Here is a 25,184-nt window from a genome sequence, read left to right on the forward strand (position 1 = left end):
TTTCGCCATGGACCACCGCCGTCTCGGCCGCACCGATCTCAAGGTCTCGGCGATCTGCCTGGGCACGATGACCTTCGGCCAGCAGAACACGCAGGCCGAGGGCCATGCGCAGATGGACTACGCGCTCGACCAGGGCGTGAATTTTTTCGACACGGCCGAGCTCTATTCGATTCCGCCCAAGCCCGAGACGCAAGGAGCGACCGAGACGATCATCGGCAGCTGGTTCAAGGCACGTGGCAATCGCGACAAGGTGATCCTGGCGTCCAAGATCGTCGGCCGATCGAGCAATGACTGGTTCCGCGACGACAAGGGCCCGACCCGGGTCAACCGCAGGCAGGTCGAGGAAGCCGTCGACAAGAGCCTGAGGCGGCTGCAGACCGACTATATCGATCTCAACCAGATCCATTTCCCCGACCGGCCGATGCAATGGGGCTCGAACCCGACGCGCTTCAACCAGGCCGCGTTCACGAAAGCCGAGGACGAGACACCGTTCGCGGAGCAACTCGACGCCTTCGCTGGTATCGTCAAGGCCGGCAAGATCCGTCATATCGGCCTCTCCAATGAGAGCGCCTGGGGCACGATGAGCTTCCTCGCCGCGGCGAAGGATAGCGATCGGCCCCGTATCCAGTCGATCCAGAACGCCTATAACCTCCTGAACCGCACCTTCGAGACGGCTCTGGCCGAGATCGCCATGCGCGAAGAGGTCGGGCTGCTGCCCTATTCGCCGCTAGGCCAGGGTTATCTCACCGGCAAGTATCTGGATGGCGCCCGGCCCGCCGGGGCGCGCTCGACGCTGTTCGATCGTGGCCAGCGCTACGAGACCGCCGGCGCGGAAGAGGCGATCAAGGCCTATGTCGGTCTCGCCCGCGAGGCCGGGCTCGACCCGGCCCAGATGGCACTGGCCTTCGTGACCTCGCGCTGCTTCGTCACTTCGAACATCATCGGCGCGACCAGCATGGAGCAGCTCAGGACGGCGATCGGCTCCGCTTCGGTGACGATCTCACCGGAGCTGGAAGCGAAGATCGACGCGATCCATCAGCGGTTCGGCAACCCCTGTCCATGACGAGAAAGCAGAGCCGACTTGTGAACGRCCGCTGACGATGCGAGGCTGCCGTCTCGCCAGAGTCACAAATGCTTGGCACTGATTCGTCATGCCTAGGCTGTTCACCGCGCTAGAGATTCCCGCCGAGGTCGCCTCGGTCCTGACGCTGCATCGCGGCGGATTGGTCGGCGCCCGCTGGATCGAGGCCGCCGACTACCACATCACCTTGCGCTTCCTCGGTGATGTCGACCGGCGCATGGCCCATGACGTCGACAGCTTCCTCAACGATATCGGCGGCGAGCCGCTGACGATCACGCTCGACCAGCTCGGCAGCTTCGGCGGCGATCGGCCGCGCGCGGTGTTCGCCCGTGTCCAGCCCTCGCCGAAGCTCAATGAGCTGCAGGCAGAGCTGGAGCGATTGATGCGGCGGCTCGGCCTGCCGGCCGAATCACGCAAGTTCACGCCGCATGTGACGCTGGCGCGCTTGCGGGACGTCTCGCCGGTTGATGTCGCGCACTACCTCGCCCTGCATCCGATCGTGCGGCCGATCAGCTTCACGGTGCGGCGCCTGGCGCTGATGTCGTCGCGCGATTCGATCGGCGGCGGCCCCTATGTGCTGGAGGCGGCCTATCCGCTCGGCCTGCACTATCCGAACCGCCCACTCGGCGCGCTTTCGCAGCGGAGGTAACATTGGGACATGACCGCCCGAAGCGCCTGAGCCCGGAGGCCCGTAAGGAGGCATTGTCGGTCCTGACCGGCTGGACGCTGGTCGAAGGCCGCGAGGCGATGAGCAAGCGCTTCGTCTTCCGTGACTTCAACGAGGCCTTTGGTTGGATGAGCCGGGTGGCGCTGTTCGCCGAGAAGCTCGACCATCACCCGGAATGGTCGAACGTCTACAAGACCGTCGTGGTGACGCTGTCGACCCATGATGCCGGCGGCCTGACCGAGCTCGACGTCAGGCTGGCGCGCGCCATGGACGCGATGGCGAGCTAGCTCCCGGACCCCGCGAAGCGTTGCACCCAGCCTGCCGGCAGGCGCTTGACGATCGCCTTCAGCGTCGGCCGCAGCTGCGGCAGCGCGAGGTCGCAGGCGAGCTGCCCACGCCAGCTCAGCGGCACCGTGAAGTCGCGGACCGGGACGGCTCCGTCGGCGTGCTCGCGCTTGTAGGGGTCGGCGGGCGCCAGGAGATCGAAGATCGCGTTGCCGCGCGCCCTGGCGCTGGCGAAAGCGTGGTGGATCAGCACCCGCCCGAGACCCTCGCGCTCGAAGGCGAGGTCGCTGGCGATGACATGGCCGAAGCTGCGGCCCTTGCAATCGAAGGACAGATCGATTCCGACCGGGCGATCGTCGCAGGTGACGACCGAGAGACGCAGGCCCGTATCCTCGTTCGGTTCGGCGGCCAGGGCGGCGAAGAAGCTCCCGAAGCGCGGGTTCGAGACCGCGGGGGCAACGATGCCATGCTGGGCGAGCGAGTCGCGCTTCATCGCCACTGCCTGCTCGGCCAGCGCTCCCGCCTGGGGACCGGGCTCCTGATGAGCGAAGACGATCTCGCCGCGCTCGGCGAGCCGGCGAAGGCGGCGGCGATAATTCGAGCGATCGCGCGCCGGGTAGGCGAGGCTCGGCCCGTCCGGCGCGACGCGCAAGGCGAGGTCGGCGAACGGCGCTTCCTGGCTCACCACCGGGGCGACCAGCGCCAGCCGGCCGCAATGGGCAAGTGCCGCGTCGGCACGGACAAGCCGCAGCTCAACGAGGTCGATCCCGTGCCGGCGCAAGGCCTCCCACCCGCGCTCCAGCCAGTGCTCGCGTCGTGGGCCGGGCTCGACGAGGACATCGCCGAACTGGGCCACCGGCGCGCCCATCAGGCGCACCAGCTCGAGACCGAGGCGACGCCGGCGCTCAAGCGGCCAGAGCATGACAAGGCGGCCGGACTCGCGACCCACGACCAGGCAGAGGCGATCGCCGGCAGGCAGATAGTGATCGCACCAGTGCCGCAGGAAGGCATGGCGCTGGAAGAGCTGCTGCGGCAGGCCGGCGCGGGCGAAAAGCGCGTCCCATTCGGGCTTCAGGGCGAGGAAAGCGTCGCGGCCGGTCAGGATCTCGACGGAGAAGCTTGCCGCCACCGCGTCGCCGGGCGAGGGCGATCCTTCCGTGTCCCGGCGCATGGACTTGGCGGGCATGCTCATTCCTGGCCGCGGAGGTGATCGATCAGGCGCTTGGCCCCCGCCAGGCGGAACTTCGCGAGATAAGGCGCGAGCAACAGCGGATGCCGGGCGGCGAAGGGCGCATCGTGCTCGACCATGTGACGTATGGCGAGGACCGGCAGGGGAGCCCGCAAGGGCCGGAAATCGCGGTTCCACAAGCCGGGGGCGTCGGAAGCCTCGTACATGAGCCCGATCATCCGGCCGCGCGCGAGCGAATAGACCTTATGCCGCTTCTGGACGCGTTGCAGCATGGCGACGCCGCGTTCGTCGCTGCAGTTCGGGAAGCCGATGATGACCGTGCGGAAATGCACCATGCCGGGCTTGCAGGGGATGGCGTCGAGCGCGCCGAAGCTGCCGCGGATCAGAGCGAAGGCGCGCTCCTCCTCATCAGGGCCGGCGGTGCAGATGGCGAGCCGCGCCGTGTCGATGCGTGCAGCCTGGCGGGTAAAGGGGCAAACGGCGCCGGTGCGGCCGAGATCGGGATGCTCGCGCATCAGATAGCTCTCGACCCAGCCCAAAAGCGTAGCGAGCGCGGCATTCGCCCCGGCATCGGCCGCGATGTCGGCCCGCACCTGCGCGAAGGTCAGCAGCGCATCGCGCGCTTCCGCCATTCTCGCCACCTTGTCCAGCATGAAAAGCCCCGCGGTCTCTGCAACCGGGGATAGCAGGAACGCCTTAGAGAATGGTTGACGAGGTCTTGTCGCAAGCCATCACGGCGTTAGGGTTTAGGAAAGCTTATCGCCGCCAGGCCAACCGCAGGCCGCGAGCGCCGCGTGCATATGCGGTGGCGGCGGGGCGACGATCGTCACCGGTTCGCGCTTCGGATTGAGCGGGATCGAGATGCTTTGTGCATGCAGGTGCAGGCCCGGCCCGATGTCGCGTGGCGCCGTGCCGTAGATTTCGTCACCGTGGATGGGCCCGAAGCTGGCGGCGCAGTGCACACGCAATTGGTGGGTGCGGCCGGTCAGCGGCTCGAGCGCCAGCCAGGCGATGGCCGTGCCGTCGACATGGCCGCGGCCGAGCACGCGGTAGCGTGTCTGCGAAGGCAGGCCTTCCGGGTCTGGTTTCATCCACCAGCCGCGCTCGGGCGAGCGCTTGCCCAGGGGCAGGTCGATCAACCCCGTATCCTCGGCGGGTTCGCCCTCGACGACCGCCCAATAGATTTTCTCGATGCGGCCATCGCGGAAGAGCTGGTTGAGCTGCGCCATGGCGCGCGGGTGCCGGCCGAGCACAAGGCAGCCGGAGGTGTCCTTGTCGAGCCGGTGCGCAGCTTCGGGCCGACGCGGCAGGCCAAAGCGCAGGGCGTCGAGATGGTCGGTCAGCACCGGGATGATGCGGCCTTTCGCCGCCGGGCCGCGATGCACCGGAAGCCCCGCCGGCTTGTCGATGACGAGCATCATCGCGTCGCGATGCAGCAACGCGAAAGGCAGGTCGTCCTGCGAAAGGGCTGGTCGCTCGGGCGTGGTCATGGCATTGCGCTAAACAAGGCCGCGAGGCCATGCAACCTGAAGCGTTGCCGCGCATCGCGGCAGGACGGGCGATGAGCGAGACCGAACCGAAGAAACGCGGCTTCTTCTCGAAGCTGTTCGGGCTGGACCAGCCGGAGCCGCCACGGCCGCCGGAACCGGCGCCTGCTCCCCTGTCCGAGCCGCCGGCCGAGCCCGTGGCCGAGATCGTACCCGAGGCCGAGCCGCAGGCGTTGGTCGCTCCCGAAATCCTGCTCGGCGAGACCGCGCCGGCGCCAGTCACGCCACCGGAGCCGCAGTCTCAGCCCGAACCGGTCCAGCCCAAGCGCAGCTGGTGGCGCCGGCTGCGCGACGGCCTGTCGCGGACCTCTTCGGCGCTGACGACCGGGATCAGCGACCTCTTTACCAAGCGCAAGCTCGACGCTGCGACGCTGGAGGACCTGGAAGACATCCTGATTCAGGCCGATCTCGGTCTCGCGACCTCGGCCCGGATCGCCAAGGCGGTCGGCGAGGGCCGCTATGACAAGCAGATCGAGCCGGAGGAGGTGAAGGCGATCCTGGCCCGCGAGGTCGAGGCGATCCTGACCCCCGTTGCGATGCCGCTTGCGATCGACGCCACCAAAAAGCCGTTCGTGATCCTGATGGTCGGGGTCAACGGCTCGGGCAAGACGACGACGATCGGCAAGCTCGCGGCCAAGTTCCGGGCCGAAGGCAAGTCGGTGATGCTGGCGGCGGGCGACACCTTCCGTGCGGCGGCGATCGAGCAGCTCAAGGTCTGGGGCGAGCGGACGGGCGCGCAAGTTGTTTCCGGTCAGCAGGGCGCCGATTCGGCCGGGCTCGCCTTCGAGGCGCTGCAGAAGGCCAAGGCCGAGGGCACCGACGTGCTGCTGATCGACACCGCCGGGCGGCTGCAGAACAAGACGGGGCTGATGGACGAGCTGGCCAAGGTGGTGCGGGTGATCCGCAAGCTGGATCCGCAGACGCCGCATGCGGCGCTGCTCGTGCTCGACGCCACCGTCGGCCAGAACGCGGTCAGCCAGGTCGAAGCCTTCCGCGAGACCGCCGGCGTCACCGGGCTGGTGATGACCAAGCTCGACGGCACGGCGCGCGGCGGCATCCTCGTCGCGCTGGCGGCGCAGTTCGGCCTGCCCGTGCATTTCATCGGCGTCGGCGAGAGCGTCGACGACCTCGAACCATTCTCGGCGCGTGATTTCGCCCGCGCTGTGGCAGGGCTGGGAGAAGCGGCATGAGTGGGACGGCGGCGAGCCCGAGCGCGGCAAAACCGATCAATCCGCTGCTCAAGCTCGCGCTCGAATTCGGGCCGCTGGCGATCTTCTTCTTCGTCAATTCCTATGGCGACCGCTGGTTCGGCGTTGCCGAGGACCGGCGCATCTTCGTCGCGACCGGCATCTTCATCGCGGCGTCGCTGATCGCGCTGGCGCTGTCGAAGATCGTGATGAACCATCTGCCGCGCATGGCGATCGTCAATGCCGTGGTGGTGACGGTCTTCGGCGGTTTGACGCTGGCGCTCGACGACGCCTTCTTCATCAAGGTCAAGCCGACGATCGTGAACACGCTGTTCGGCTGCATCCTGCTCGGCGGGCTCTATTTCGGCCGCTCGCTGCTGGCGCTGGTGCTCGACAGCGTGCTGCAGCTCGACGAGGAAGGCTGGCGCAAGCTCACCCTGCGCTGGGGCCTGTTCTTCTTCGTGCTGGCGGCGCTGAACGAAGCGGTCTGGCGCACGCAGACGCAGGATTTCTGGGTCGCGTTCAAGGTCTGGGGCGTGATGCCGCTGACCATGATCTTCGCGCTCGCCCAGACGCCATTGATCCTCAAGCACGAGATCAAGCGCGACGGGGCGGCGGAGTAGGCAGGCGCGCGTTATTCTCGGGCGAAGCAAAGCGCTGACCCGAGCATGACGTGCCCGCCTTATTTCGGTGCCAGCCGGATCGCGCCGTCGAGGCGGATCGCGGTGCCGTTCAGCATGTCGTTCTCGACGATGCTCTTGACCAAGGCGGCGTATTCCGAGGCCCGGCCGAGGCGCGAGGGATGCGGCACCGAGACGGCGAGCGAGGCGCGCGCCTCGTCCGGCAGGCCGGCGAACATCGGCGTTTCGAACAGGCCGGGCATGATCGTGACGATGCGAATGCCGACACCGGCGAGATCGCGCGCGACCGGCAGGGTCAGGCCGACCACGCCGGCCTTGGAGGCGGCATAGGCGGCCTGGCCGATCTGGCCGTCCTCGGCGGCGACGGACGCCGTGCAGACGAAGACGCCACGGCTGCCATCCTCGGTGATCGGGTCGAGCGCGGCGAGCGCCACCGCCGATTTGGCGATCAGGCGGAAGGTGCCGGTCAGGTTGATCGCGACCGCCTTCTCGAAAGTGGCGAGGTCGTGGGCGATGAGCTCGCCGGTGTCGCGCTTCTTCGAGACGACGCGGCGGCCGGGGGCGATGCCGGCGCAGTTGACGACGATGCGGGCGACGCCATGGGCGGCGCGCGCCTTCTGCAGGGCGGCGTCGACGGATTCTTCGCTGGTGACGTCGCAAGCGCAGAACAGGCCGCCGATCTCCTTGGCGATGGTCTCGCCGCGCTCGGCGTTGAGGTCGAACAGCGCGACCTTGACGCCATGGCTGGCGAGCATGCGCGCCGTGCCCTCGCCGAGGCCGGAGGCGCCGCCGGTGACGATGGCGGCTATGGAGGAGTCGAGTTTCATGGCGTCCCTCGCGTCTTTTGACATTGCTGCATGGGGTTTAGAGGCGGGATGCTCGGCATCCAAGAGGGTTCGACGTGCGATTCTGAGTCGGTCCCTTGTGCAGCCCTTCATGCAGGGCCACATTTTTGCGTCGACGGCGGGCTAGAGATTTGGCGCGCCAAGGGAGAGAGGAATGAGCGACAGCTTCGGCTTCGGCCAGCGTTTCACCCCCGACGAGATGGCGTCGATCCGCAAGAGCCTGCGTGACGAGGCCCGTTTCGGGTCGGAATTCATCGGCCGGCTGAAGCGGGTGGCGAAGCGCATCCCCTTCGCCGAGGACCTGCTCGCCGCCTGGGTGTGCACGCGCGATCCCTCGACGCCGCGGCGGGTCAAGCTGACGCTGCTGGCGGCGCTCGGCTATTTCGTGCTGCCGCTCGATGCGATCCCCGATGTGATGCCGCTGCTCGGCTTCACCGACGATGCCGCGGTAATCGCCGCTGCGCTCGCCGCTGTCGCCGGCTCGATCACGCCACAACATCGCGACAAGGCCAGGGAGATGCTGGCCGATCTCTGACGTTTACGGCGTCAGCACGACCTTGCCCTGGACTTTTCGGCCGGCGATCAGCGCCAGCGCTTCCGCCGCTTGCTCGAGCGAAAAAGCGCCATGGACATGGGCGCGGATTTTTCCCTCGGCGGCCCAGGCCAGGAGGCGCTCCATATTGGCGCGGTGGCCGGCTGGATCGCGCCGGACGAAGTCGCCCCAGAACACGCCGCGCAGGTCGCAGCCCTTCAGCAGCAAGAGGTTGAGCGGGATCTTCGGGATCTCGCCACCGGCAAAGCCGACGACGAGATAGCGTCCGCCCCAGCCCATCGACCGAAGCGCCGGTTCGGCGAGTTCGCCGCCGACCGTGTCGTAGAGCGCATCGAGACCATTGGGAATAAGACGCCGCAAGCCAGCCCGAAGGTCGTCTGCGGCATAGTCCAGCCCCTCCTGCGCGCCGTGCTCGCGGGCGAGCGCGAGCTTGTCCGGCGAGGAAGCGCAGGCGATCACCCTCGCGCCGAGCAGCGCGCCGATCTCGACCGCGGCAAGGCCGGCGCCGCCGGCGGCGCCGAGGATGGCGAGGGTCTCGCCCGGCTTGATATCGCCGCGCTGGATCAACCCGTGCATGGCGGTGCCATAGGTGACGAAAAGGCCGGCGGCCTGGTGATCGCTCAGCTTGTCGGGAATCCGGATCGCCGCCTCAGTCGGAACGACGACGATCTCGCGGGCCGCGCCATGGCCGAGCCAGGCGGCGATGCGCTCGCCGACCTGCCAATTCGTGACGCCGTCGCCGATGGCGCTGATCACGCCGGCGCATTCGGCTGAGGGCGAGAAGGGCAGCGGCGGCTTCACCTGATAGCGGCCCTGGATCACCAGTGTGTCGAAGAAGTTGAGCGCCGCGGCCTTGACCCGGATCGCGATCTCGCCAGGGCCTGGTGCCGGTTCGGGCAAGTCGCGGATCACGAGGGTCTCGGCTGGTCCGAGGGCTTCGCACAGCAGCGCCTTCATCGATCCTTCATCCCGTCTGGCCGTTTCTCTCGCATCTGCACAAGGCTGGCACAGCTCGAAGCCGAACGGAACCGGGCGCGAGCCCTCCCTAAACTATTGAAGCAGAAGGCCTCGTTCGGCCGGTGCGCCCGCAGCGGACGTTCGCATTTTCGCCAGGATCGTGACATTCTATCCGTCGCGTTGCGTCAATCCGGATCGCCGATCCTGCGCATTCTCCATTCGGCGTTAACGTTTTTGTTGGTTACTGGCGGTCCATGATTCGCATTTCGGCTCCCTCTTCCGCCCGCCGCCCGGCCTTGGCCGCTGCCTTGCTCGGCTTGGCGGCCCTGACCTTTGTGGCCACCCCGGTGCAGGCCCAGCGCGCCGGCAGCAAGCCGGCGCCGGCCAAGACGGCTGCGGCCGGAGGGCAGGGCCAGGCGCTGCTGCTCGAAACCGCCGGCAAATGGCAGGCCTTCTCCTCGCAGCAGGGCCGCACGAAGATCTGCTACGCTTTGTCCAAGGCCGAAACCCGCATCCCTGCCAATCTGAAGGATGTCGAGGGCCTGCTGTTCATCTCGAGCCGCCCCGGCGAGGGCGTGCGCAACGAGATCAGCCTCGTCATGAATTTCGACCTCAAGGAAGATGTCGAGCACCAGGCGATCATCGGCGCTGAACGCTTCGCGCTGGTCGCCAAGGGCCAGAACGTCTGGTTGAAGAATCCGGCCGAGGAAGGCCGCATGCTCGATGCGCTGCGCAAAGGGGCGGGCCTCGAGATCAAGGGCACCTCGAAGCGCGGCAATGCAACCAGCGACAAGTATTCGCTCGCCGGCATCTCGCAGATCGTCAAGCGGGCCGAGGACGCCTGCAAATAGGCCGATTTCGCGATAGGCCGCTCTCGTGCTATGAGGCGGCCAATTCCGGGCGAGATCGCCCGTCGCGAGCCGAGTTCCGATGAATCTCTCTGTTGCTGAAGCCGCCCTTCCGGCGGCCGAACCTGTTATGCGGCGGCCTTCATTGGCCGGGCGCACGCGCGCCGGCCTCGATGCGGCGCTGGCCGAGATCGGCATTCCCGAGAAGGAGCGGCGCATGCGCGTCGGCCAGCTCTGGAACTGGATCTACCATTTTGGCGTCCGCGACTTCGCGGAGATGACGACGATCGGCAAGGGCTTGCGCGCTCAGCTCGCCGAGCATTTCACGCTCGACCTGCCGGAAGTCACAGCCGAGCAGGTCTCCAGCGACGGCACCCGCAAATGGCTGCTGCGCATGGCGCCGACCGGTCCGCGCGACCGCGGCGCCGAGATCGAATGCGTCTACATTCCCGAGGTCGATCGCGGCACGCTCTGCGTCTCCAGCCAGGTCGGCTGCACGCTGACCTGCACCTTCTGCCATACCGGCACGCAGCGGCTCGTCCGCAACCTGACGACCGAGGAAATCGTCACGCAGTTGATGGTCGCACGCGACCGGCTCGGCGATTTCCCTAACCGCAGCGCGCCTGACGGCGCCTTCGTTCCCAATGATGGCGGGCGCTTCGTCTCGAACATCGTCTTCATGGGCATGGGTGAGCCGCTCTACAATTTCGATGGCGTGCGCGATGCGATCGGCGTGATCACCGACGATCAGGGCCTGTCGCTCGGCCGCCGCCGCATCACCGTCTCGACCTCGGGCGTGGTGCCGCAGATCGGCCCGCTCGGCGACGAGATGGGCACGATGCTGGCGATCTCGCTGCATGCCGTGCGCGACGAGCTGCGCAACGAATTGGTGCCGCTCAACAAGAAGTACCCGATCAAGGATCTGCTCGACGCCTGCCGGAACTATCCCGGCCTGTCGAACGCCAAACGGATCACCTTCGAGTACGTCATGCTCAAGGGCGTCAACGACTCAGACGCCGAGGCGCGCGAGCTGGTGCGCCTGCTCAAGGGCATCCCGGCCAAGATCAACCTGATCCCGTTCAACCCTTGGCCCGGCACGCGCTATGAATGCTCGGACTGGGAGCGGATCGAGCGCTTCTCCGAGATCGTGTTCAAGGCCGGCTACGCCTCGCCGGTGCGCACGCCGCGCGGGCGCGACATCCTCGCCGCCTGCGGCCAGCTCAAGAGCGAGACCGAGAAGCTCTCGGCCCGGGCCCGGCTGATGCTGGAGCAAGGCGAAGCCGACGCCGCGACGGCCGCGCACTAAGAGCCTCCAACCAAACCTGGACCTATCTGGATGGGTCTTGGAGGAGTCGAATGCCAGGAGGAACGCGCAGCCGATATCCTTCGATATCGGCAAGTCGGTCCGACGCCGCAGGCGGCCCTCCAAGGCCCACCTCTGGCGCCGGGAATTCGCCCGCCCGCGGCGTCGCGTCGCTTGCCGATACCAACGGTATCGGCTTCACGCCGCTCCTGGCGGAGCGGACGAATTGCCGGCGTCCAGATAGGTCCAGGTTTTGTTGGAGGCTCTAAGATGCTGCGCTGGCTGCTGCTGATCCCGTTCGCGCTGCTGTTCGCGATCGGCTCGGGCCTGGTCGCGTTGCTGATCGCCGGCGTCGCCTCGCCAGATCTCGGCCTGCTGATTGGCGGCGGCTTCGACCGCTTGTTGTCGGCGCTGTTCGATCAGGCCGAGCGCGGCTTCGATCCCGGCCCGACGGCGCAAGCGGCGTTCGCGCTGCTCGGCCGGCTCGGCTTCGCCATCCTGGTGCTGCCGGTGGTGCTGGTCGCAATCGCGTCCGAGCTCTTCCGATTCCGCAGCGGGCTGATCCAGAGCGGCCTCACCGGCCTTTTGGCGGCGGTCCTGCCGCTCGCCATGCTGGGCATGACCAGGACGCCGAGCGCCGGCGAGATGCAGGTCGTGTCGGCGCTCTTCCTGGTCGGGGCCGCCACCGGCTTCGTCTACTGGCTGATCGCCGGGCGCGGGGCGGGCGGCGAAAAGGCCGACCGCCCCGATCTGCCGCAGCAGGGCTGACTTAGAGCCCGAGCACCTTGCGCAGTTCCGTGCGGGCTGCAGTGTATTCGGTACGGAAATCCGGCTGTTCCATGATCCGGGCGGCAATGRCGCTGCCGGCGATGCGGCCGGCCTCGATGTCGGCGCGGAAATGGATGCCGCCGACGATGCGGTTCTCGCCATAGGCCCAGGCGCGCGCCATGATTTCTGTCCGCTTCTCCGGCACCATGTTCGACAGCACGATGCCCATCAGCGTGCCGACGGTGGTGTGGCCGGATGGGTAGGCGCCCGAATTCGACAGCTTGACCACCGGCTTGACGAGTGGGCTGTACTGATGCGGGCGCGGGCGCTTCCAGCTGTCCTTGGCCGGGTCGACGACGGCGCCTTCGGTCGCGACGACGCGGTCGAAGAAGGCCGAGAAGGCCGGCAGTGCCTCCGACTTGAAGGCCGGGCCCATCACCTCCGAGAAGCGCCAGACATCCTCCACCACATCGGCCTGCGCCTGCGCTTCCATCTGCGGCGTGCGGGTGACCTGGATGGTCAGCACCTCGGCGAGCTCGGCCTTGGTCTGGGCGGAGTCATTGGCCGGCGGCGGCTTCAGCAGGGTCAAAAGGTCGATGGTTTCGGCGGTGGCGAAGGGCTTGCCCTCGCCGGCCCAGGCCGGGGCGACGAGAAGAAGCGCTGCGGTCAGCAGCGCGGAGGCGGTGATGCGCATGGCGGTGATCCCTAGGGGTGGGGCCGGCACCCAGCGCCCGTCCTATGACAGGCTGATGAAGCTCAATCGCCGATCGCCACGCCCTCACGCCGCCCGTCGGCGCCGCCGAGATAGCCTTCCGGCGTCTTGACGATCGCCTGGATGCCCGAGGTCATCTCGATCAAGCGGACCTCATGGCCCTTGGCCTCAAGCGCAGTTTTCCAGGCTTCCGCCTCGCTGCTCTTCTCCAGCTCGGTCGGGCCGTTGCGGTTGCCGAAATTGGCGAGGTCGACGGCGCGCTGCGGGTCCATCTTCCAGTCGAGCAGGGCGACGAGCGTCTTGGCGACATAGCCGATGATCTGGCTGCCGCCAGGCGAGCCGGTGACGGCATAGAGCCGGCCGAAGGCGTCGAAGACGATGGTCGGGGCCATCGAGGACCGTGGCCGCTTGCCGGGCTCGACCCGGTTGGCGACCGGCTTGCCGTCCTCCGATGGCGCAAACGAGAAATCGGTCAGCTCGTTGTTGAGCAGGAAGCCGCCCTTGGTCATGAGGCGCGAGCCGAAACCGTCCTCGATGGTCGTCGTCATCGAGACGGCATTGCCGGCAGCGTCGATCACGGAGATATGGCTGGTGCCGTTCTCGACACCCTCGGACGGCGCGAACAGGAAGGCGCGCTTGTTCGGCGGGGTGCCGGCGCTGGCCTTGCCCATCGCCTTGTCCGGGCTGATCAGCCTGGCGCGCTCGCGGATATAATCCTCGTCGATCAGGCCATTGGTCGGGACGCTGACGAAAGCGGGATCGCCGAGATAGAGCGCCCGGTCGGCGAAGGCGAGCTTGCCGGCTTCGGCAAACCAGTGCGCGGCTTCGGCGCCCGTGCCGAGACGGGCGATGTCCTTGGTCTCCAGCATGCCCAAAATCTGCTGCACGGCGACGGCGCCCGAGCTCGGCGGCCCCATGCCGCAGAGCGTATAGGCGCGGTAGCGGCCGCAGAGCGGCGCGCGCTCCTCGACCTTGTAGGCAGCAAGGTCGTCGAGCGTGATGTCGCCGGGATTGCTCGCGTGACCGGTCACCGTCGCGACGATGTCTTCGGCGATCGCACCCTCATAGAAGGCGTCGGCGCCGCGCCCGGCGATGGCGCGCAAGGTCGCAGCGAAGGCCGGGTTCTTCAGGATGGTGCCGACCGGCTTGGGCTTGCCGTCCGCCTCGTAGAAATAGGCGGCGGCGCGAGCGTCCTTGCCGAGGTTCATTTCCTGGGTGAGGAGGCCGTTGAGGCGCGGCGAGATGGCAAAGCCCTCATCRGCCAGCCTGATCGCCGGGGCGAAGACCTCGGCCCAGGGCAGCTTGCCCCAGCGCTTATGGGCTTCTTCGAGCAGCCGGACCGTGCCGGGCACGCCGACCGAGCGGCCGCCGACCACGGCGTCGACGAATTTCATCGGCTTGCCGTCGGCGCCGAGGAAACGCTCCGGCCTTGCCGCCTTCGGTGCGGTCTCGCGGCCGTCGAGCGTGGTCATCTGGCGGCCAGCCTCATCCCAATAGACGAAGAAGGCGCCGCCGCCGATGCCGGAGCTCTGCGGCTCGACCAGATTGAGCACGAGCTGGATCGCGATCGCGGCATCGGTGGCGCTGCCGCCGGCCCGCAGCATCTCGCGCCCGGCCGCGGCGGCGAGCGGATTGGCGGCGGCGGCCATATAGCGCTGCGCCGTGCCGAGCGTCTTGGCGGTGCGGCCGGTCGCAGCTTCCGGCGCGGGCGCCATGGTCTGGGCCGGGGCTACGGCTACAGCGGCGAGCCAGAGGCCGAGAGCGATGATCGAGCGGGTACCGAATGCGGACGATGTATGCGGCATGGTCCTGTCCTCTTCGATTGCCGTGCAGACTAGCGTGCTTCCCGGTTTGCGCGCCATGCTTGCGGCGCTGGTTTGATCTGCCGGGCGGCGCGGCTATGGTCGGCCTCCGATTTGCTCTGCCTAAGCCGAAGGGGTTCGTCATGGTGCTCACGCAGTCTCCGGCAATTCGCCGTCCCCTCGTCATGCTGCTGATCGGGCTGTTCGGCCTGGTTCTGGCGGGCTGCGGCTACAACAACGTGCCGACGCTGGAGGAAAAGGCCAAGGCGTCCTGGGGCGAGGTGCAGAACCAGTATCAGCGCCGGGCCGACCTGATCCCCAATCTGGTCGAGACGGTGAAGGGCTATGCCCAGCAGGAGCGCGAGGTCCTGACTCAGGTGATCGAGGCGCGCGCCAAGGCGACGCAGGTCAAGGTCGATGCCTCGACCATCACCGACCCCGCCAAGTTCAAGGAATACCAGGACGCGCAGAACCAGCTCAGCGGCGCGCTTGGGCGCCTGATGGTGACGGTCGAGCGCTATCCCGAGCTCAAGTCGAACCAGAACTTCCTGGCATTGCAGTCGCAGCTCGAAGGCACCGAGAACCGCGTCGCGGTCGCCAGGCGCGACTACATCCAGGCGGTGCAGGCCTTCAATACGGAGATCCGGACCTTCCCGGGCGTGATCTGGGCCCGCCTGTTCTGGGGCGCCAAGCCGATGGAGAGCTTCTCGGCGACGGCAGGAGCCGAACGGCCGCCGGCGGTGAAGTTCTGATTGTCGCTGTCCCGTGAGCTCTGCCGACCGTGATCAGGCGCGGGGAACCCCTCTCCCGCATCGAAGTCGGGTTTACCCGACTTCGATCACTTTGAGTGCTGATCTCGGGCAGGCCCGAGATCAGTGGAGAGGGGCAGGGTTGAGGGACAGCCCTTTCCCGATGAGGAGCAGCGGCGTGGTTGTGCTTCCTGCGGAAGCGGCAGGCCCTCATCCGGCGCTCCGCGCCACCTTCTCCCATCCGGGAGAAGGAAAGATGTCCGCTCGCCCGGTCATTGCGGCATGGCTTTCGCTACTCCTCTTCCTGCTTTTCCCCCTTCTCGCTGCCGCAGCTGAGCCCAATTACCCAGCCCTCGCCGGCCGCATCGTCGACAACTCGAACCTCCTGAATGCCGAGGCCTTCAGCCGGATCGAGCAGAAGCTCCGGGCACATGAGGAGAAGACCAGCGACCAGGTCGTGGTCGCGACCCTGCCCTCGCTGCAGGGTTATCCGATCGAGGAGTTCGCCAACGGCCTGTTCCGAGCCTGGAAGCTCGGCGACAAGGCCAAGAACAACGGCGTGCTGCTCATCGTCGCGCCGAATGAGCGCAAGGTGCGCATCGAAGTCGGCTATGGGCTGGAAGGGGCGCTGACCGACGCGCTCTCGAAGGTGATCATCACCACGGCGGTCGCGCCCAAGTTCAAGAACGGCGATTTTGCGGGGGGCATCGAGGGCGGYGTCGATGCGATCCTCTCGATCCTGGCGGGCGATGCCGAGGAATGGCAGCGGCGCGCCCAGATCCGCAGCGACGAATCCTCCTGGGTCGAGATCGCCGCGGTGATTTTCGTCATGATCATGGTGTTCATCCTGATCGTGAGCTTCATGCGCGAGCTCGGCCGCTCCTCCGGCGGAGCGCGCCGGCACCGGACGCGGGACGGGCGCTGGATCGTCCTGCCGCCCTCCGGCGGCTCGGGCTGGAGCGGCAACTCCTCCTCGGGCGGCTGGGGTTCGGGTTGGGGAGGCGGTTCGAGCTCGGGCGGTTTCTCGGGTGGCGGCGGCTCGTCCGGCGGTGGCGGAGCTTCAGGGGACTGGTGAGATGCTGAATTCCGATGATCGCGACGCCATCGCCGAGGCCGTGCGCGAGGCCGAGCGGCAGACCTCCGGCGAGATCGTCGTCGTCGTCGACCGGGCTGCCGGCAGCCATGTCGCGGTGCCGCTGGTGCTGGCGCTGGCGCTCTCCCTGTTCGTGCCCTGGCCGTTCCTGCTGCTGACGACGTTGAGCGCGGCGAGCATCTTCCTGACCCAGTTGATCGCCGCGGCGCTGCTGCTCGCGACGCTGCTCTGGTATGGACGCGGCGGGCGCTTCGTGCCCGGTTTCGTCAAGCGCCGGCAGGCGCATGAGACGGCGCTGCGCGAGTTCACGGCGCGCGGGCTGACGCTGACGCAGGGGCGCACCGGCGTGCTGCTCTATATCGCCGTGCAGGAGCGCTATGCCGAGGTGGTCGCCGATGCCGGGATCTCGGCCAAGGTCGATGACGAGGCCTGGCAGAAGATCGTCGAGCCCTTGCTGGCGGCTGCGGCGCAAGATGCTTTGCGCGAGGGTCTGATCGTGGCGGTGCGCGATGTCGGCGCCGTGCTCGCTGCCCATGCGCCACCGGCAGCCGACGATGTCGACGAGCTGCCGAACAAGGTGGTGATTCTGTAGCGAATTACTTCGCCGGACCGCGTGCGGCGCCGAGGATGGCGCTCTGGCGGGCGTAGAGATCGCCCTGGACCAGCACGACGTAAGAATCGGCCTTCGCGACGGAGCGGACGGTCTCCAGCGGCACGCTCAGGGTCGCACTCGCACCGTTCCATTCGCCGATCCGACTGATACCGCGCACGACATTGGCATAGGTCACGGTCTTGCCGCTGTTCTCGCCGCGTTCGATCGGAACACTCGCGGTTCGGCTGACCTGCAGCAGCCAGACAACGGCTGGTTTCTCGCTGGCGAAAGGCGCTTGGCCCAAGCCGACACGCAGCGCGCCATCCGCCTCGGAAAGGTCGACCTTGACCGGGAAGCCGTCCTTGCCCTGCTCCTGGACGAGCTTGTCGATGCCGCCCTTGTCGGAGCCGACGATATGGGCAGCGCCGTTGACCACGGCCTGGGGTGTGTAGATCTGGCCGTCGCCGCGCGCCTTGGCGTAAAGCTTCTGGCGCTTGCTGAAGGCCTCCTGGCCGAGCGTGTCCTTCCAGCCGAGATAGTCCCAGTAGGTCACCGGCAGGGTCAGGGTGATCAGCTTTGGGTCCTTGGCGAGCTCGGTGAAGAGCGCGTCCGCCGCGGGGCAGGACGAGCAGCCCTGGCTGGTGAAAAGCTCGACCACCGCCTGCGGTCGCACCGCCGGCTGCTGGGCATGCGCCGGGGCACCTGCGAGGAGCAGGAGAGCAACGGCAGCAGCGATGTTGCTGATGTGGCGGACCATCATTCGAACTCGACGCCTGTATAGAAGCAGGCGGTTACCAAAAGCGCTACTCTCCACTCAATTGGAAATCACGTTGCCTTGAAAACAGGCTTCTGCGGCGCCTGATCGCGAAAACGTGCCAGGGCCTCGGCGCTGATCAGGTTCGGGCGCCAGCGCCGATGCATCCAGAGCCACTGCTCAGGATATTCCCGGACCCAGCCATCAACCACGGCGGTCATCATCGCTATCGCGCCGGTAACGTCGATCTCGCCATTGGCATCGCGCGGCAGGTCGAGCGGCGGCGTCAACTCGATGCGGAAGCGCCGGTTCGGCAGGCGGATGACGCGCACGCCATGGACCGGGCATTCGAAGCGACGGGCGAATTTGCCGAGGATTGGGTTGGTCAGCGCCGGCCGGCCGAGGAAAGGCACGACCACGCCGCGGGTGAAATGCTGGTCGATCAGCATGCCGAGATGGCCGCCATTCTCGAGCACGCCCTGCATGGCGAAGGCGGCGCCCTGCTTGGCGGCGGCGAGCCCGCCCATCGCGCCGGAGCGGATCTCGTGGACAACCGCGGCGATGGCCGGATCGTTCGGCGCGCGGAAGACGGCGGTGGTGTCGAGATCGTAGGTCGCCGCGCAGATCGCCGGCAGTTCCCAGTTGGCGAGATGTGTCGAGAAGATCAGGCCGGGCCTGTCGTCGTCCTTCAGCGCGATGAAATGCTCGATGCCGACGACCTCGATCCGGCCGTTCGGATCGGGATTGTGGTAGTCATAGTCGAACAGCGTCTTGAGATGGGCATATTCGGCGACGGTGCGGCCGAGATTCTCCCAGCCACCGCGGACGATACGCCGTGCCTCGGCATCGGCGATACCCGGGAAGGCGGCGCGGACATTGGCATAGGCGACGCGGTTGACGGGGATCAGCGGGCTGACGCTGCGCATGAGCCAGCCGCCGAAATCGGAGGCGCGCTCCGGCCCGAGTGCGCGCAGGAAGGCGTAGACCGCGCGGATGAGCCCGATCATCAGCGCAGCGCCGATGCGCGTCGCAAATTGCTTCAGCTGCCTCAAAATCCCAGCCCGGTCCGTCGGCGCAGTGTCCGGGCCGGACCTCGCCATTGCGGCGCGACTTGCGGGATTGTGGCCGGCGCGTCAAGTCGCGCCGGCTCAAAGGGTCGCTCAGAGCGTGACCATGACCTTGCCGAAGACCTTGCGGCCTTCGATCCGGGCGAGGCCCTGCTCGAACTGCGCCAGCGGGAAGACCGAATCGATCACCGGCTTCATGCCTGCAGCCATCTTCTCCAGCGATTGCGCGATGTTCTCGATCCGGCAGCCAAAGGAGCCGGTGATGCGGTATTGCTGCTGGAAGAGCTGCATCAGGTTCATCGTCGTCGAGGCGCCCGAGGTCGCGCCGCAGGTGACGAGGCGGCCACCGCGCTTCAGGCAGAGCAGCGAGCCGTTCCAGGTGTCGGCGCCGACATGCTCGAAGACGACGTCGACGCCCTTGCGCTTGGTCAGCTGGCGGACCTCGCCCTCGAAGCGCTCGGTCTTGTAGTTGACGACGAAATCGGCGCCCAGCGCCTTGGCCTTCGCGCCCTTCTCGTCGTCGCCGACGGTGGTGTAGACGGTGCAGCCGATCGCCTTGGCCATCAGGATCGCCGCGGTGCCGATGCCGGAGCCACCGGCATGGACCAGCACCGACTCGCCCGGCTCCAGCTTCGCATTGTCAAACAACATGTGCTGGACCGTGCCGAAGCCGATCGGCGCGCAGGCGGCGTCCTCGAAGGAGACGCCTTTCGGCGCCTTGATCACCAGGCGTTCGGGCCGGTTGATCAATTCGCGGGCGAAGCCGTCGATATGGAAGCCCATGATGCCGGCGACGTTCTCGCAGAGATTGTCGCGACCCTCGCGGCAGGCCTTGCAGTGGCCGCAGGTCTCGGCGCCGTACATGGTCACGGTATCGCCCTCGCGGAAGCGCGAGACGCCCTCGCCGACCGCGACGACCTCGCCGGCCGCCTCGACGCCGGCCGCCTGCGGCATCTTGCGCTTGGCGAAGGCCATGCCGCGGAAGCCCCAGAGGTCGAGATAGTTCAGTCCGACAGCGCGCACGCGGATCTGGACCTCGCCGGCGGCCGGCGGCGGCGGCGGCTCGATCTGTTCAAGGCGGAGATCGCGGTCGCCATGGAGCTGGAGCGAGAGCATGGGTCGTGGTCTTTCAGAGCTGGTCCGGCCATTGCCGGGAAGCATGCAGGACAGCGAGGATTTCGACGCGTCCGTCGCGGACGCGATAGGGAAGGATGTAGGGCGTACCCGTCACCACGAATTCGCGAGTGCCGTCAACACGGCCAGGCCGCCCCATACTTGGCTGATCGATCAGTAACCGCGCCTTGGCTTCGATCAGAAGCGCGAGACGTTGTGCTGCCATGGGGCTGTCGGCGGCGGCATAAACGAAGATCTCATCGATCTCGGCGAGAGCCCGCCTCGTCCAGAGAAGCTTCACGCCTTCGTCCGGTACTTCGCGAAGACGGCTTCGACCTCTTCCTCCGTGGCGAATTCGCCACGATCAGCCTCGGCGATACCTTCTTTGATCTGCTCGATCTGCCAAGCATTGAGCTCGACATAGGATTCGATTGCCTTGGCGGCGAGCCAGTTGCGCGAGCGGTCGGTGTCCGCCGCCAGCGCGTCGAGCTTGGCGAGGGTCTCGTCGTCGAGGCGGATGGTGAAAGCGGCGGTCATGCTGGTTCACTCCGGTTCACGCTGAACATAGGCAGTTTGCAGCGCAGCGCCAAGCGCGGTGCGTTTACCATGTTTCACGTGAAGCTTTGGAGCACGCCCTTAGCGGTGCACGCCGAGATGGGCGGTCAGGCCGCCATCGATCGGCAGGACCGTGCCGGTGATGTAGGCGGCAGGCGGGCTCATCAGGAAAGCGGCGAGACCAGCGACCTCCTCCGGCCTGGCGAAGCGGCCGGCCGGGATCTGGCTTTCCATCTTGTCGCGATAGGCGGCGTAGGGCGCCATCATGTCGGTGTCGACGAAGCCTGGCGCGATCACGTTGACGGTGACGCCGCGCTTGCCGGTCTCGACCGCGAGCGTCCTGGCATAGGAGATCAGCGCGCCCTTGGAGGCGGCATAGGCGGCATTGCCGGGATTGCCGCGCAGCGCCGCGACAGAGCCGATCGCGACGATGCGGCCGGCCTTGGCCCGGATCATGCCGCGCATCAGGCTCTTGGCGAGACGGGTGAAGGCCCAGAAATTGACCTGCATCGCCGCTTCCGCCTTGTCCTGCACCAGCATGGCGGCGAGCGTGTCATAGGGCTGGCCGGCATTGTGGACGAGGCCGAACCAGGCCTCGCCCTCGCACTGCTCGCAGAAAGCGTCGAGCGCGGCCTTGTCGGAGAGATCGAGCGGCAGAGCGCGCACAATGCGGCCGGGCGCGGCCTCCGCGATCTCGGCGGCAAGGGCCTGCGCCTGCTCGCCGGAGGAGCGATAGGTGAAGTCGACATCGTGGCCATCGGCCACGAGCGCCCGCACGATCGCGGCGCCGACGCCCTTGGCGCCGCCGGTGACGAGAACCCTGGTCATGCTGCGTTCGGCCCCGCCGTCAGGACGAGGCAGGTGTTCTGGCCGCCGAAGCCGAAGGAGTTCGACAGAACGGTACGGACCTTGGCGTCGCGGGCCTCGTTCGGAATGACGTCGAGCGCGATCGCCGGATCGGGCGTGCTGTAGTTGATCGTCGGCGGTATCCGGCCATTGGCGATGGTCATGAGCGAGATCACCGCCTCGACCGCACCGGCCGCGGTCAGCGTATGGCCGAGCATCGACTTGTTCGAGGAGATCGGGAGATTCGCCATGCGCTCGCCGAAGACGGCGGAGCAGCTCATCGCCTCCATCTTGTCGTTCTCCGGCGTCGAGGTGCCGTGCGCGTTGATGTAGTCGACATCATCAGGGGTGAGGCCTGCGTCGGCGAGCGCGTCCTGCATGGCGAGGATCGCCGGCTTGCCGTCCGGGCTCGAGCGGGTACGGTGGAAGCCGTCACCGCGCTCGCCGCAGCCGGCGACGATGCCGAGGATGGTGGCGCCGCGCGCCAGGGCGTGGTCGTAATCCTCCAGCACCAGCGCGCCGGCGCCCTCGCCCATGACGAAACCGTCACGGTTCTTGGAAAACGGCTTGGCGGAGGCCTCCGGCGGGTCGTTCTGGGTCGAGAGGGCCGAGAGCAGCGAGAAGCGGATCAGCGCCTCGGCATGGACCGAGCCGTCGGTGCCGATGCAGAGCGCGGCCTCGGTCTCGCCTCGACGGATCGCCTCGACGCCCATCTGGATCGCGGTCGCGCCCGAGGAGCAGGCGGTCGAGAGCGAAATCGGCGAACCCTTGGTGCCGAATTTCTCGGCGATGTGCTCGGCGACGCCGCCGAACAGGAAGAGCTCGTGCATCGCCTGGTGCTTGTGGCGGGCGGCGACGCGCAGGAGCGCGTCGTAATCAGGATCGCCCTCGACGGCCTGCGCCAGTTCCTGCTTCTGCGGCCATTCCATCTCGACCGGCGGCACCGCCATGAAGAGTTCGCCCGGGAAATCACCGGCGGCGCCGAGACCGCTCTGCACCACCGCTTCCTCGGCGGCGAGGGTGGCGAGCTTCTCGGAGAGTTCGGGGGCGGCAAAGGAGCCGTCGAACAGGAAGTCGACGGTCGCGGCGATGGTGGTGCGCAGGCCTTCCGTCGGGAAGCGCTCGATCCGGTGGATGCCGGAGCGGCCCGCGGTCAGGGCCTCCCAATTGGCGTCCTTGCCCTGGCCGAGCGAGGTGACGATGCCGAGGCCGGTGACGGCGACGATCGGCCGGCCCTGGCTGTCGCGATGGTTTGCACCCATGACGCCTCTCCTTAAGCCTTGACCAGACGGGCGGCGCCTTCGCCGCGCCAATGTGCGGCGCCGGTGACGATCGCCTCATTTGCCGCGCCGGTCGAGAGCGCGGACGCGGCGAGCGCGACCGAGACCGGGAAGGCCGCTTCGATGGAATGGCCGACGAGGTCGCCGGTGGCGATGCGGCGCGCCTTCGGGGCGGCCTTGGCGATGGCAGCGGCTTCTTCGTCGGTGATTTCGGCGCAGCCGGTCGCAGCCGAGATCGCCAGCGCGTCGGCGCCGATCGGGCCGAAGCCGGCGAGCAGTTCGTCGAGCGCCTTGGCGACCGAGCCGGGCTGGCGGCGGCTGCGATGAGCGCCGGCATGGCTGAGGCGCGCATGCGCCCTGGCGCCGCGCGCCGCGGCGCGCTCGGCCGATTCGAGCACGAGGAAGGCGCTGGCGCTGCCGGTGATCATGCCGGGCGCCTCGCTGCGAGCGAAGACCGGTGCGAAATCGGCAGAGCGCAGGAAGCCGCCGAGCTCGAACAGCAGCAGCATGTCGCGGCGCTCGGCGTTGTAGGCGCCGCCGACGAGGATGATGTCGGCCTGGCGGGCCGCGATCCGGGCCTGGGCGGTACGGATCGCGTCGACGCCGGCCTGCTCCTCGCCCATCAGCGTGCGCGAGGCGCCGGTGATCCCGTGGACGATGCCAATATTGCCGGCGAGCAGGTTGGAAAGCTGGGCCAGGAACAAGGTTGGCCTGAGATCACCCATCAGCCGTTCGTTGAGGAAGGCGCCGGGCTGGTTGGCGTTGCGCAGGCCGGCCAGCACGGCGGCGTCGACAGCATGGTCGCGTTCGCCGCCGCCGGCGGCGACGATGACCTGGAGCTGGCTCTTGGCTTCGGCATCGTCCTTCAGCCCGGCATCGTCGAGGGCAAGGCCGGCGGCATAGACGCCGAGGCGCTGCCAGGGCTCCATCTGGCGCTGGTCGGACTTCTTGGGGATCTGCTTGTCGAGCTCGAGTGGCTTCAGCGGATGCAGCGGGTAAGGCGCGAAGCTCCGGGTATCGACAGCGGGAGCGGCATTGGAGGCGAGCGCCTGCGCGTGCGCCTCGATGCCCTCGCCGAGGCTGGAGGCGAGGCCGATGCCGGTGATGACGACGTCGCGGACCATGTCAGGCTGCCTCCGGGGAGAGGCCGATGGCGGTGATGCGGCTTTGCATCAATGTGCGCATATCGGCGGGGAAGGGCATCAGGCGGAAGCGCAGTTCAGCATCGCAGATCGGCTTGCCGGCAATGGCGATCTTCGCCTTCGTCGCGGCGTAGCCGGAGCCCTCGTGGACGAGTTCGGCGCTGACGTCGAGCACTGCGTTCGGTTCGACGAACGTGCGGAAGCGCGCCTTGTCAACCATCATCAGGAAAGGCATCTGCGTCAGGCCGTTGAGCCCGAGCAGAAGATAGCCGGAGGCCTGCGCCATGGTTTCGGTGAGCAGGACGCCGGGAACGAGCGGGTGGCCGGGGAAATGGCCCTCGAAGACCGGGCTTGCCGCCGGAACGGTCGAGCGGGTCAGGATCCGCTTCGCCGCCGGATCGAAACTCTCGACCTTGTCGATCATGTCGAAATATTCGAGGCGCATGCGGTTTCAACCCGTCTCGCCGCGATCGGGGTCAGGCCCCGCTTGCGGCGTCTTAACGTCCAGCGATGGCCCCGGCGGGCCGGGATGCGCTCAGGCGGCCTTGGCGGCGACGAGGTCGTCGATACGCTTGCACAGGTTCTCGAGCACGAAATACTGCTCGGCCGGCGCTTTGCCCTCGTTGACCTCCTGGGTCCACTGCTCCAGCGGCAGCTTGATGCCGAAGGCCTTGTCGATCGCGAAGGCGATGTCGAGGAAGGCGAGGGAGTCGATGCCGAGATCTTCGATCGCGTGGCTTTGGGGTGTGATCTTCTCGCGAGGAATGTCGCAAGTTTCCGAAATGATGCCGGCGACCGTCTCGAACGTGGCGGACATGCGGGTGCTCCCGTCGTGGATGATGATGGCGGATGGCGTCCGGGCGCGTTCGCCCCGCGCCTGCCCCAAGCCCCCCGCCGAGGATGGCTGTGACCGCCCCCTTACACCTGCGTGCAGGATAGGACAACCGTCACGACCAAAGAGAGACGCCCGGCTTTTGGCCGGGCGTCCAGTATTATCTTCGCCGAGCCTTAAGCGGCGATGCCGCGCAGCACGTAGTGCAGGATGCCGGCGTTCTTGAAGTAGTCGAGCTCGTCCAGCGTATCGATACGGCAGAGGATCGGAACCTTCTTCACCTTGCCGTCGGCATAGGTGATCTCGGCTTCGAGCGTCTGGCGCGGCTTGACGGTGGCCAAGCCCTTGATCGTCACGCTCTCGTCGCCCTTGAGGCCGAGCGAGGCCCAGCTGGTGCCGTCCTGCAGCGTGAACGGCACGACGCCCATGCCGACGAGGTTGGAGCGGTGGATGCGCTCGAAGCTCTGAGCGATCACCGCCTTGACGCCGAGCAGGTTGGTGCCCTTGGCGGCCCAGTCACGCGAGGAGCCGTTGCCGTATTCGACGCCGRCAAAGATCACCAGCGGCACCTTCTCGGCCTGGTAGCGCATCGCCGCATCGTAGATCGGCAGCTCTTCCTTGCTGGGATAGTGGATGGTGTAGCCGCCTTCGCGCCCGTTCTGGCCCATCATGTGGTTGCGGATGCGGATATTGGCGAAGGTGCCGCGCATCATCACCTCATGATTGCCGCGACGCGTGCCGTACTGGTTGAAGTCGGCGACGGCGACGCCATGCTC

Annotated in this window: 29 protein-coding genes and 1 pseudogene; 12 read left to right on the forward strand and 18 right to left on the reverse strand. The window is 67.3% G+C overall.

The window, feature by feature from the left end; genetic code table 11:
• Window positions 1–7 precede the first annotated feature (7 nt).
• From AC1DS0_RS29365 to AC1DS0_RS29375, 3 genes are all read left to right on the forward strand, one after another.
• On the forward strand, window positions 8–1,063 hold the full coding sequence (locus AC1DS0_RS29365) for an aldo/keto reductase (protein ID WP_476817745.1): 1,056 nt from the start codon (window positions 8–10) through the stop codon (window positions 1,061–1,063).
• Window positions 1,064–1,151: 88 nt separating this feature from the next.
• Window positions 1,152–1,730 carry an RNA 2',3'-cyclic phosphodiesterase gene (gene thpR / locus AC1DS0_RS29370; protein WP_476817746.1) on the forward strand — a complete coding sequence of 193 codons (579 nt, stop codon included), beginning with the start codon at window positions 1,152–1,154 and terminating at the stop codon, window positions 1,728–1,730.
• Window positions 1,731–1,732: 2 nt separating this feature from the next.
• On the forward strand, window positions 1,733–2,035 hold the full coding sequence (locus AC1DS0_RS29375) for a 4a-hydroxytetrahydrobiopterin dehydratase (protein WP_476817747.1): 303 nt from the start codon (window positions 1,733–1,735) through the stop codon (window positions 2,033–2,035).
• On the opposite strand, the gene AC1DS0_RS29380 is transcribed toward AC1DS0_RS29375, so the two are convergent.
• The 3 genes from AC1DS0_RS29380 to AC1DS0_RS29390 form a co-directional block, all read right to left on the reverse strand.
• Window positions 2,032–3,219: a GNAT family N-acetyltransferase gene (locus AC1DS0_RS29380; protein ID WP_476817748.1), complete on the reverse strand. Its 1,188-nt coding sequence runs from the start codon at window positions 3,217–3,219 to the stop codon at window positions 2,032–2,034. The genes AC1DS0_RS29375 and AC1DS0_RS29380 overlap by 4 nt on opposite strands.
• A 2-nt stretch (window positions 3,220–3,221) precedes the next feature.
• Window positions 3,222–3,875, reverse strand: a complete 654-nt coding sequence (locus tag AC1DS0_RS29385) for a DUF6875 domain-containing protein (RefSeq protein WP_476817749.1) — start codon at window positions 3,873–3,875, stop codon at window positions 3,222–3,224.
• Between the two features lie 93 nt (window positions 3,876–3,968).
• Entirely contained in the window at window positions 3,969–4,712 is a 744-nt protein-coding gene (locus AC1DS0_RS29390) for an RluA family pseudouridine synthase (protein WP_476817750.1), read from the reverse strand.
• Between AC1DS0_RS29390 and ftsY the strand changes: the two genes are divergently transcribed.
• Both ftsY and AC1DS0_RS29400 read left to right on the forward strand, forming a co-directional pair.
• Complete coding sequence (gene ftsY, locus AC1DS0_RS29395; protein ID WP_476817774.1) at window positions 4,691–5,959, forward strand: signal recognition particle-docking protein FtsY; 1,269 nt, start codon at window positions 4,691–4,693, stop codon at window positions 5,957–5,959. The two genes, AC1DS0_RS29390 and ftsY, sit on opposite strands and share 22 nt — an antisense overlap.
• A complete protein-coding gene (locus AC1DS0_RS29400) occupies window positions 5,956–6,579 on the forward strand; it encodes a septation protein A (protein WP_476817751.1) in 624 nt (207 codons plus the stop codon). The genes ftsY and AC1DS0_RS29400 overlap by 4 nt, the downstream gene beginning before the upstream one ends.
• Window positions 6,580–6,638: 59 nt before the next feature.
• Here the strand turns inward: AC1DS0_RS29400 and AC1DS0_RS29405 are convergent, their stop codons facing one another.
• On the reverse strand, window positions 6,639–7,424 hold the full coding sequence (locus AC1DS0_RS29405) for an SDR family NAD(P)-dependent oxidoreductase (protein WP_476817752.1): 786 nt from the start codon (window positions 7,422–7,424) through the stop codon (window positions 6,639–6,641).
• A 172-nt stretch (window positions 7,425–7,596) separates the two neighbouring features.
• On the opposite strand from AC1DS0_RS29405, the gene AC1DS0_RS29410 reads away from it, so the two are divergent.
• The gene (locus AC1DS0_RS29410) at window positions 7,597–7,977 is read left to right on the forward strand and encodes a YkvA family protein (protein ID WP_476817753.1); all 381 of its coding nucleotides are present in this window, start codon (window positions 7,597–7,599) and stop codon (window positions 7,975–7,977) included.
• 3 nt (window positions 7,978–7,980) lie between these two features.
• Here AC1DS0_RS29410 and AC1DS0_RS29415 read toward each other — a convergent pair whose 3' ends face one another.
• Window positions 7,981–8,952, reverse strand: coding sequence for an NADPH:quinone oxidoreductase family protein (locus tag AC1DS0_RS29415; protein ID WP_476817754.1), 972 nt, complete (start codon window positions 8,950–8,952; stop codon window positions 7,981–7,983).
• Between the two features lie 296 nt (window positions 8,953–9,248).
• Between AC1DS0_RS29415 and AC1DS0_RS29420 the strand changes: the two genes are divergently transcribed.
• From AC1DS0_RS29420 to AC1DS0_RS29430, 3 genes are all read left to right on the forward strand, one after another.
• The gene (locus tag AC1DS0_RS29420) at window positions 9,249–9,803 is read left to right on the forward strand and encodes an invasion associated locus B family protein (protein ID WP_476817755.1); all 555 of its coding nucleotides are present in this window, start codon (window positions 9,249–9,251) and stop codon (window positions 9,801–9,803) included.
• 79 nt (window positions 9,804–9,882) lie between these two features.
• Window positions 9,883–11,106, forward strand: coding sequence for a dual-specificity RNA methyltransferase RlmN (rlmN, locus tag AC1DS0_RS29425; protein ID WP_476817756.1), 1,224 nt, complete (start codon window positions 9,883–9,885; stop codon window positions 11,104–11,106).
• A gap of 267 nt (window positions 11,107–11,373) precedes the next feature.
• The gene (locus tag AC1DS0_RS29430; RefSeq protein ID WP_476817757.1) at window positions 11,374–11,871 is read left to right on the forward strand and encodes a hypothetical protein; all 498 of its coding nucleotides are present in this window, start codon (window positions 11,374–11,376) and stop codon (window positions 11,869–11,871) included.
• A gap of 1 nt (window position 11,872) precedes the next feature.
• Here AC1DS0_RS29430 and AC1DS0_RS29435 read toward each other — a convergent pair whose 3' ends face one another.
• Together AC1DS0_RS29435 and ggt are read right to left on the reverse strand one after the other, a co-directional pair.
• A complete protein-coding gene (locus AC1DS0_RS29435; protein ID WP_476817758.1) occupies window positions 11,873–12,565 on the reverse strand; it encodes an acid phosphatase in 693 nt (230 codons plus the stop codon).
• 62 nt (window positions 12,566–12,627) lie between these two features.
• Window positions 12,628–14,388 carry a gamma-glutamyltransferase gene (gene ggt / locus AC1DS0_RS29440; protein WP_476817759.1) on the reverse strand — a complete coding sequence of 587 codons (1,761 nt, stop codon included), beginning with the start codon at window positions 14,386–14,388 and terminating at the stop codon, window positions 12,628–12,630.
• Between the two features lie 182 nt (window positions 14,389–14,570).
• Here ggt and AC1DS0_RS29445 point away from each other — a divergent pair, with 182 nt between their 5' ends.
• The 3 genes from AC1DS0_RS29445 (at window position 14,571) to AC1DS0_RS29455 (ending at window position 16,819) form a co-directional block, all read left to right on the forward strand.
• Window positions 14,571–15,137 carry a LemA family protein gene (locus tag AC1DS0_RS29445; protein ID WP_244544077.1) on the forward strand — a complete coding sequence of 189 codons (567 nt, stop codon included), beginning with the start codon at window positions 14,571–14,573 and terminating at the stop codon, window positions 15,135–15,137.
• Between the two features lie 253 nt (window positions 15,138–15,390).
• Window positions 15,391–16,209, forward strand: a complete 819-nt coding sequence (locus AC1DS0_RS29450; protein WP_476817760.1) for a TPM domain-containing protein — start codon at window positions 15,391–15,393, stop codon at window positions 16,207–16,209.
• A 1-nt stretch (window position 16,210) separates the two neighbouring features.
• Window positions 16,211–16,819: a TPM domain-containing protein gene (locus AC1DS0_RS29455; RefSeq protein ID WP_476817761.1), complete on the forward strand. Its 609-nt coding sequence runs from the start codon at window positions 16,211–16,213 to the stop codon at window positions 16,817–16,819.
• 4 nt (window positions 16,820–16,823) lie between these two features.
• Here the strand turns inward: AC1DS0_RS29455 and AC1DS0_RS29460 are convergent, their stop codons facing one another.
• The 11 genes and pseudogenes from AC1DS0_RS29460 to AC1DS0_RS29510 all read right to left on the reverse strand — a co-directional run.
• A complete protein-coding gene (locus AC1DS0_RS29460) occupies window positions 16,824–17,576 on the reverse strand; it encodes a DUF1223 domain-containing protein (protein ID WP_476817762.1) in 753 nt (250 codons plus the stop codon).
• A gap of 68 nt (window positions 17,577–17,644) precedes the next feature.
• On the reverse strand, window positions 17,645–18,673 hold the full coding sequence (locus AC1DS0_RS29465) for a lipid A biosynthesis lauroyl acyltransferase (RefSeq protein WP_476817763.1): 1,029 nt from the start codon (window positions 18,671–18,673) through the stop codon (window positions 17,645–17,647).
• Between the two features lie 60 nt (window positions 18,674–18,733).
• Window positions 18,734–19,756 carry a zinc-binding dehydrogenase gene (locus AC1DS0_RS29470; protein ID WP_476817764.1) on the reverse strand — a complete coding sequence of 341 codons (1,023 nt, stop codon included), beginning with the start codon at window positions 19,754–19,756 and terminating at the stop codon, window positions 18,734–18,736.
• A 13-nt stretch (window positions 19,757–19,769) separates the two neighbouring features.
• Window positions 19,770–20,054, reverse strand: coding sequence for a type II toxin-antitoxin system RelE/ParE family toxin (locus AC1DS0_RS29475; protein ID WP_476817765.1), 285 nt, complete (start codon window positions 20,052–20,054; stop codon window positions 19,770–19,772).
• Window positions 20,051–20,290: a CopG family ribbon-helix-helix protein gene (locus AC1DS0_RS29480; protein WP_476817766.1), complete on the reverse strand. Its 240-nt coding sequence runs from the start codon at window positions 20,288–20,290 to the stop codon at window positions 20,051–20,053. The genes AC1DS0_RS29475 and AC1DS0_RS29480 overlap by 4 nt, the downstream gene beginning before the upstream one ends.
• Before the next feature lie 99 nt (window positions 20,291–20,389).
• Window positions 20,390–21,136 carry an SDR family oxidoreductase gene (locus AC1DS0_RS29485; protein WP_476817767.1) on the reverse strand — a complete coding sequence of 249 codons (747 nt, stop codon included), beginning with the start codon at window positions 21,134–21,136 and terminating at the stop codon, window positions 20,390–20,392.
• Window positions 21,133–22,416 carry a beta-ketoacyl-ACP synthase gene (locus tag AC1DS0_RS29490; RefSeq protein ID WP_476817768.1) on the reverse strand — a complete coding sequence of 428 codons (1,284 nt, stop codon included), beginning with the start codon at window positions 22,414–22,416 and terminating at the stop codon, window positions 21,133–21,135. The genes AC1DS0_RS29485 and AC1DS0_RS29490 overlap by 4 nt, the downstream gene beginning before the upstream one ends.
• 11 nt (window positions 22,417–22,427) lie before the next feature.
• Entirely contained in the window at window positions 22,428–23,558 is a 1,131-nt protein-coding gene (locus AC1DS0_RS29495) for a beta-ketoacyl-ACP synthase (protein WP_476817769.1), read from the reverse strand.
• A gap of 1 nt (window position 23,559) precedes the next feature.
• Window positions 23,560–24,021 (reverse strand): 3-hydroxyacyl-ACP dehydratase FabZ family protein, encoded by a 462-nt coding sequence (locus AC1DS0_RS29500; RefSeq protein ID WP_476817770.1) that lies wholly within the window; start codon window positions 24,019–24,021, stop codon window positions 23,560–23,562.
• A gap of 90 nt (window positions 24,022–24,111) precedes the next feature.
• A complete protein-coding gene (locus AC1DS0_RS29505; protein WP_057191987.1) occupies window positions 24,112–24,393 on the reverse strand; it encodes an acyl carrier protein in 282 nt (93 codons plus the stop codon).
• Window positions 24,394–24,584: 191 nt separating this feature from the next.
• Window positions 24,585–25,184 (reverse strand): annotated as a pseudogene (locus tag AC1DS0_RS29510) (aconitate hydratase); the annotation flags it as partial.

Source organism: Allobosea sp. P4_H5, from assembly GCF_056400825.1.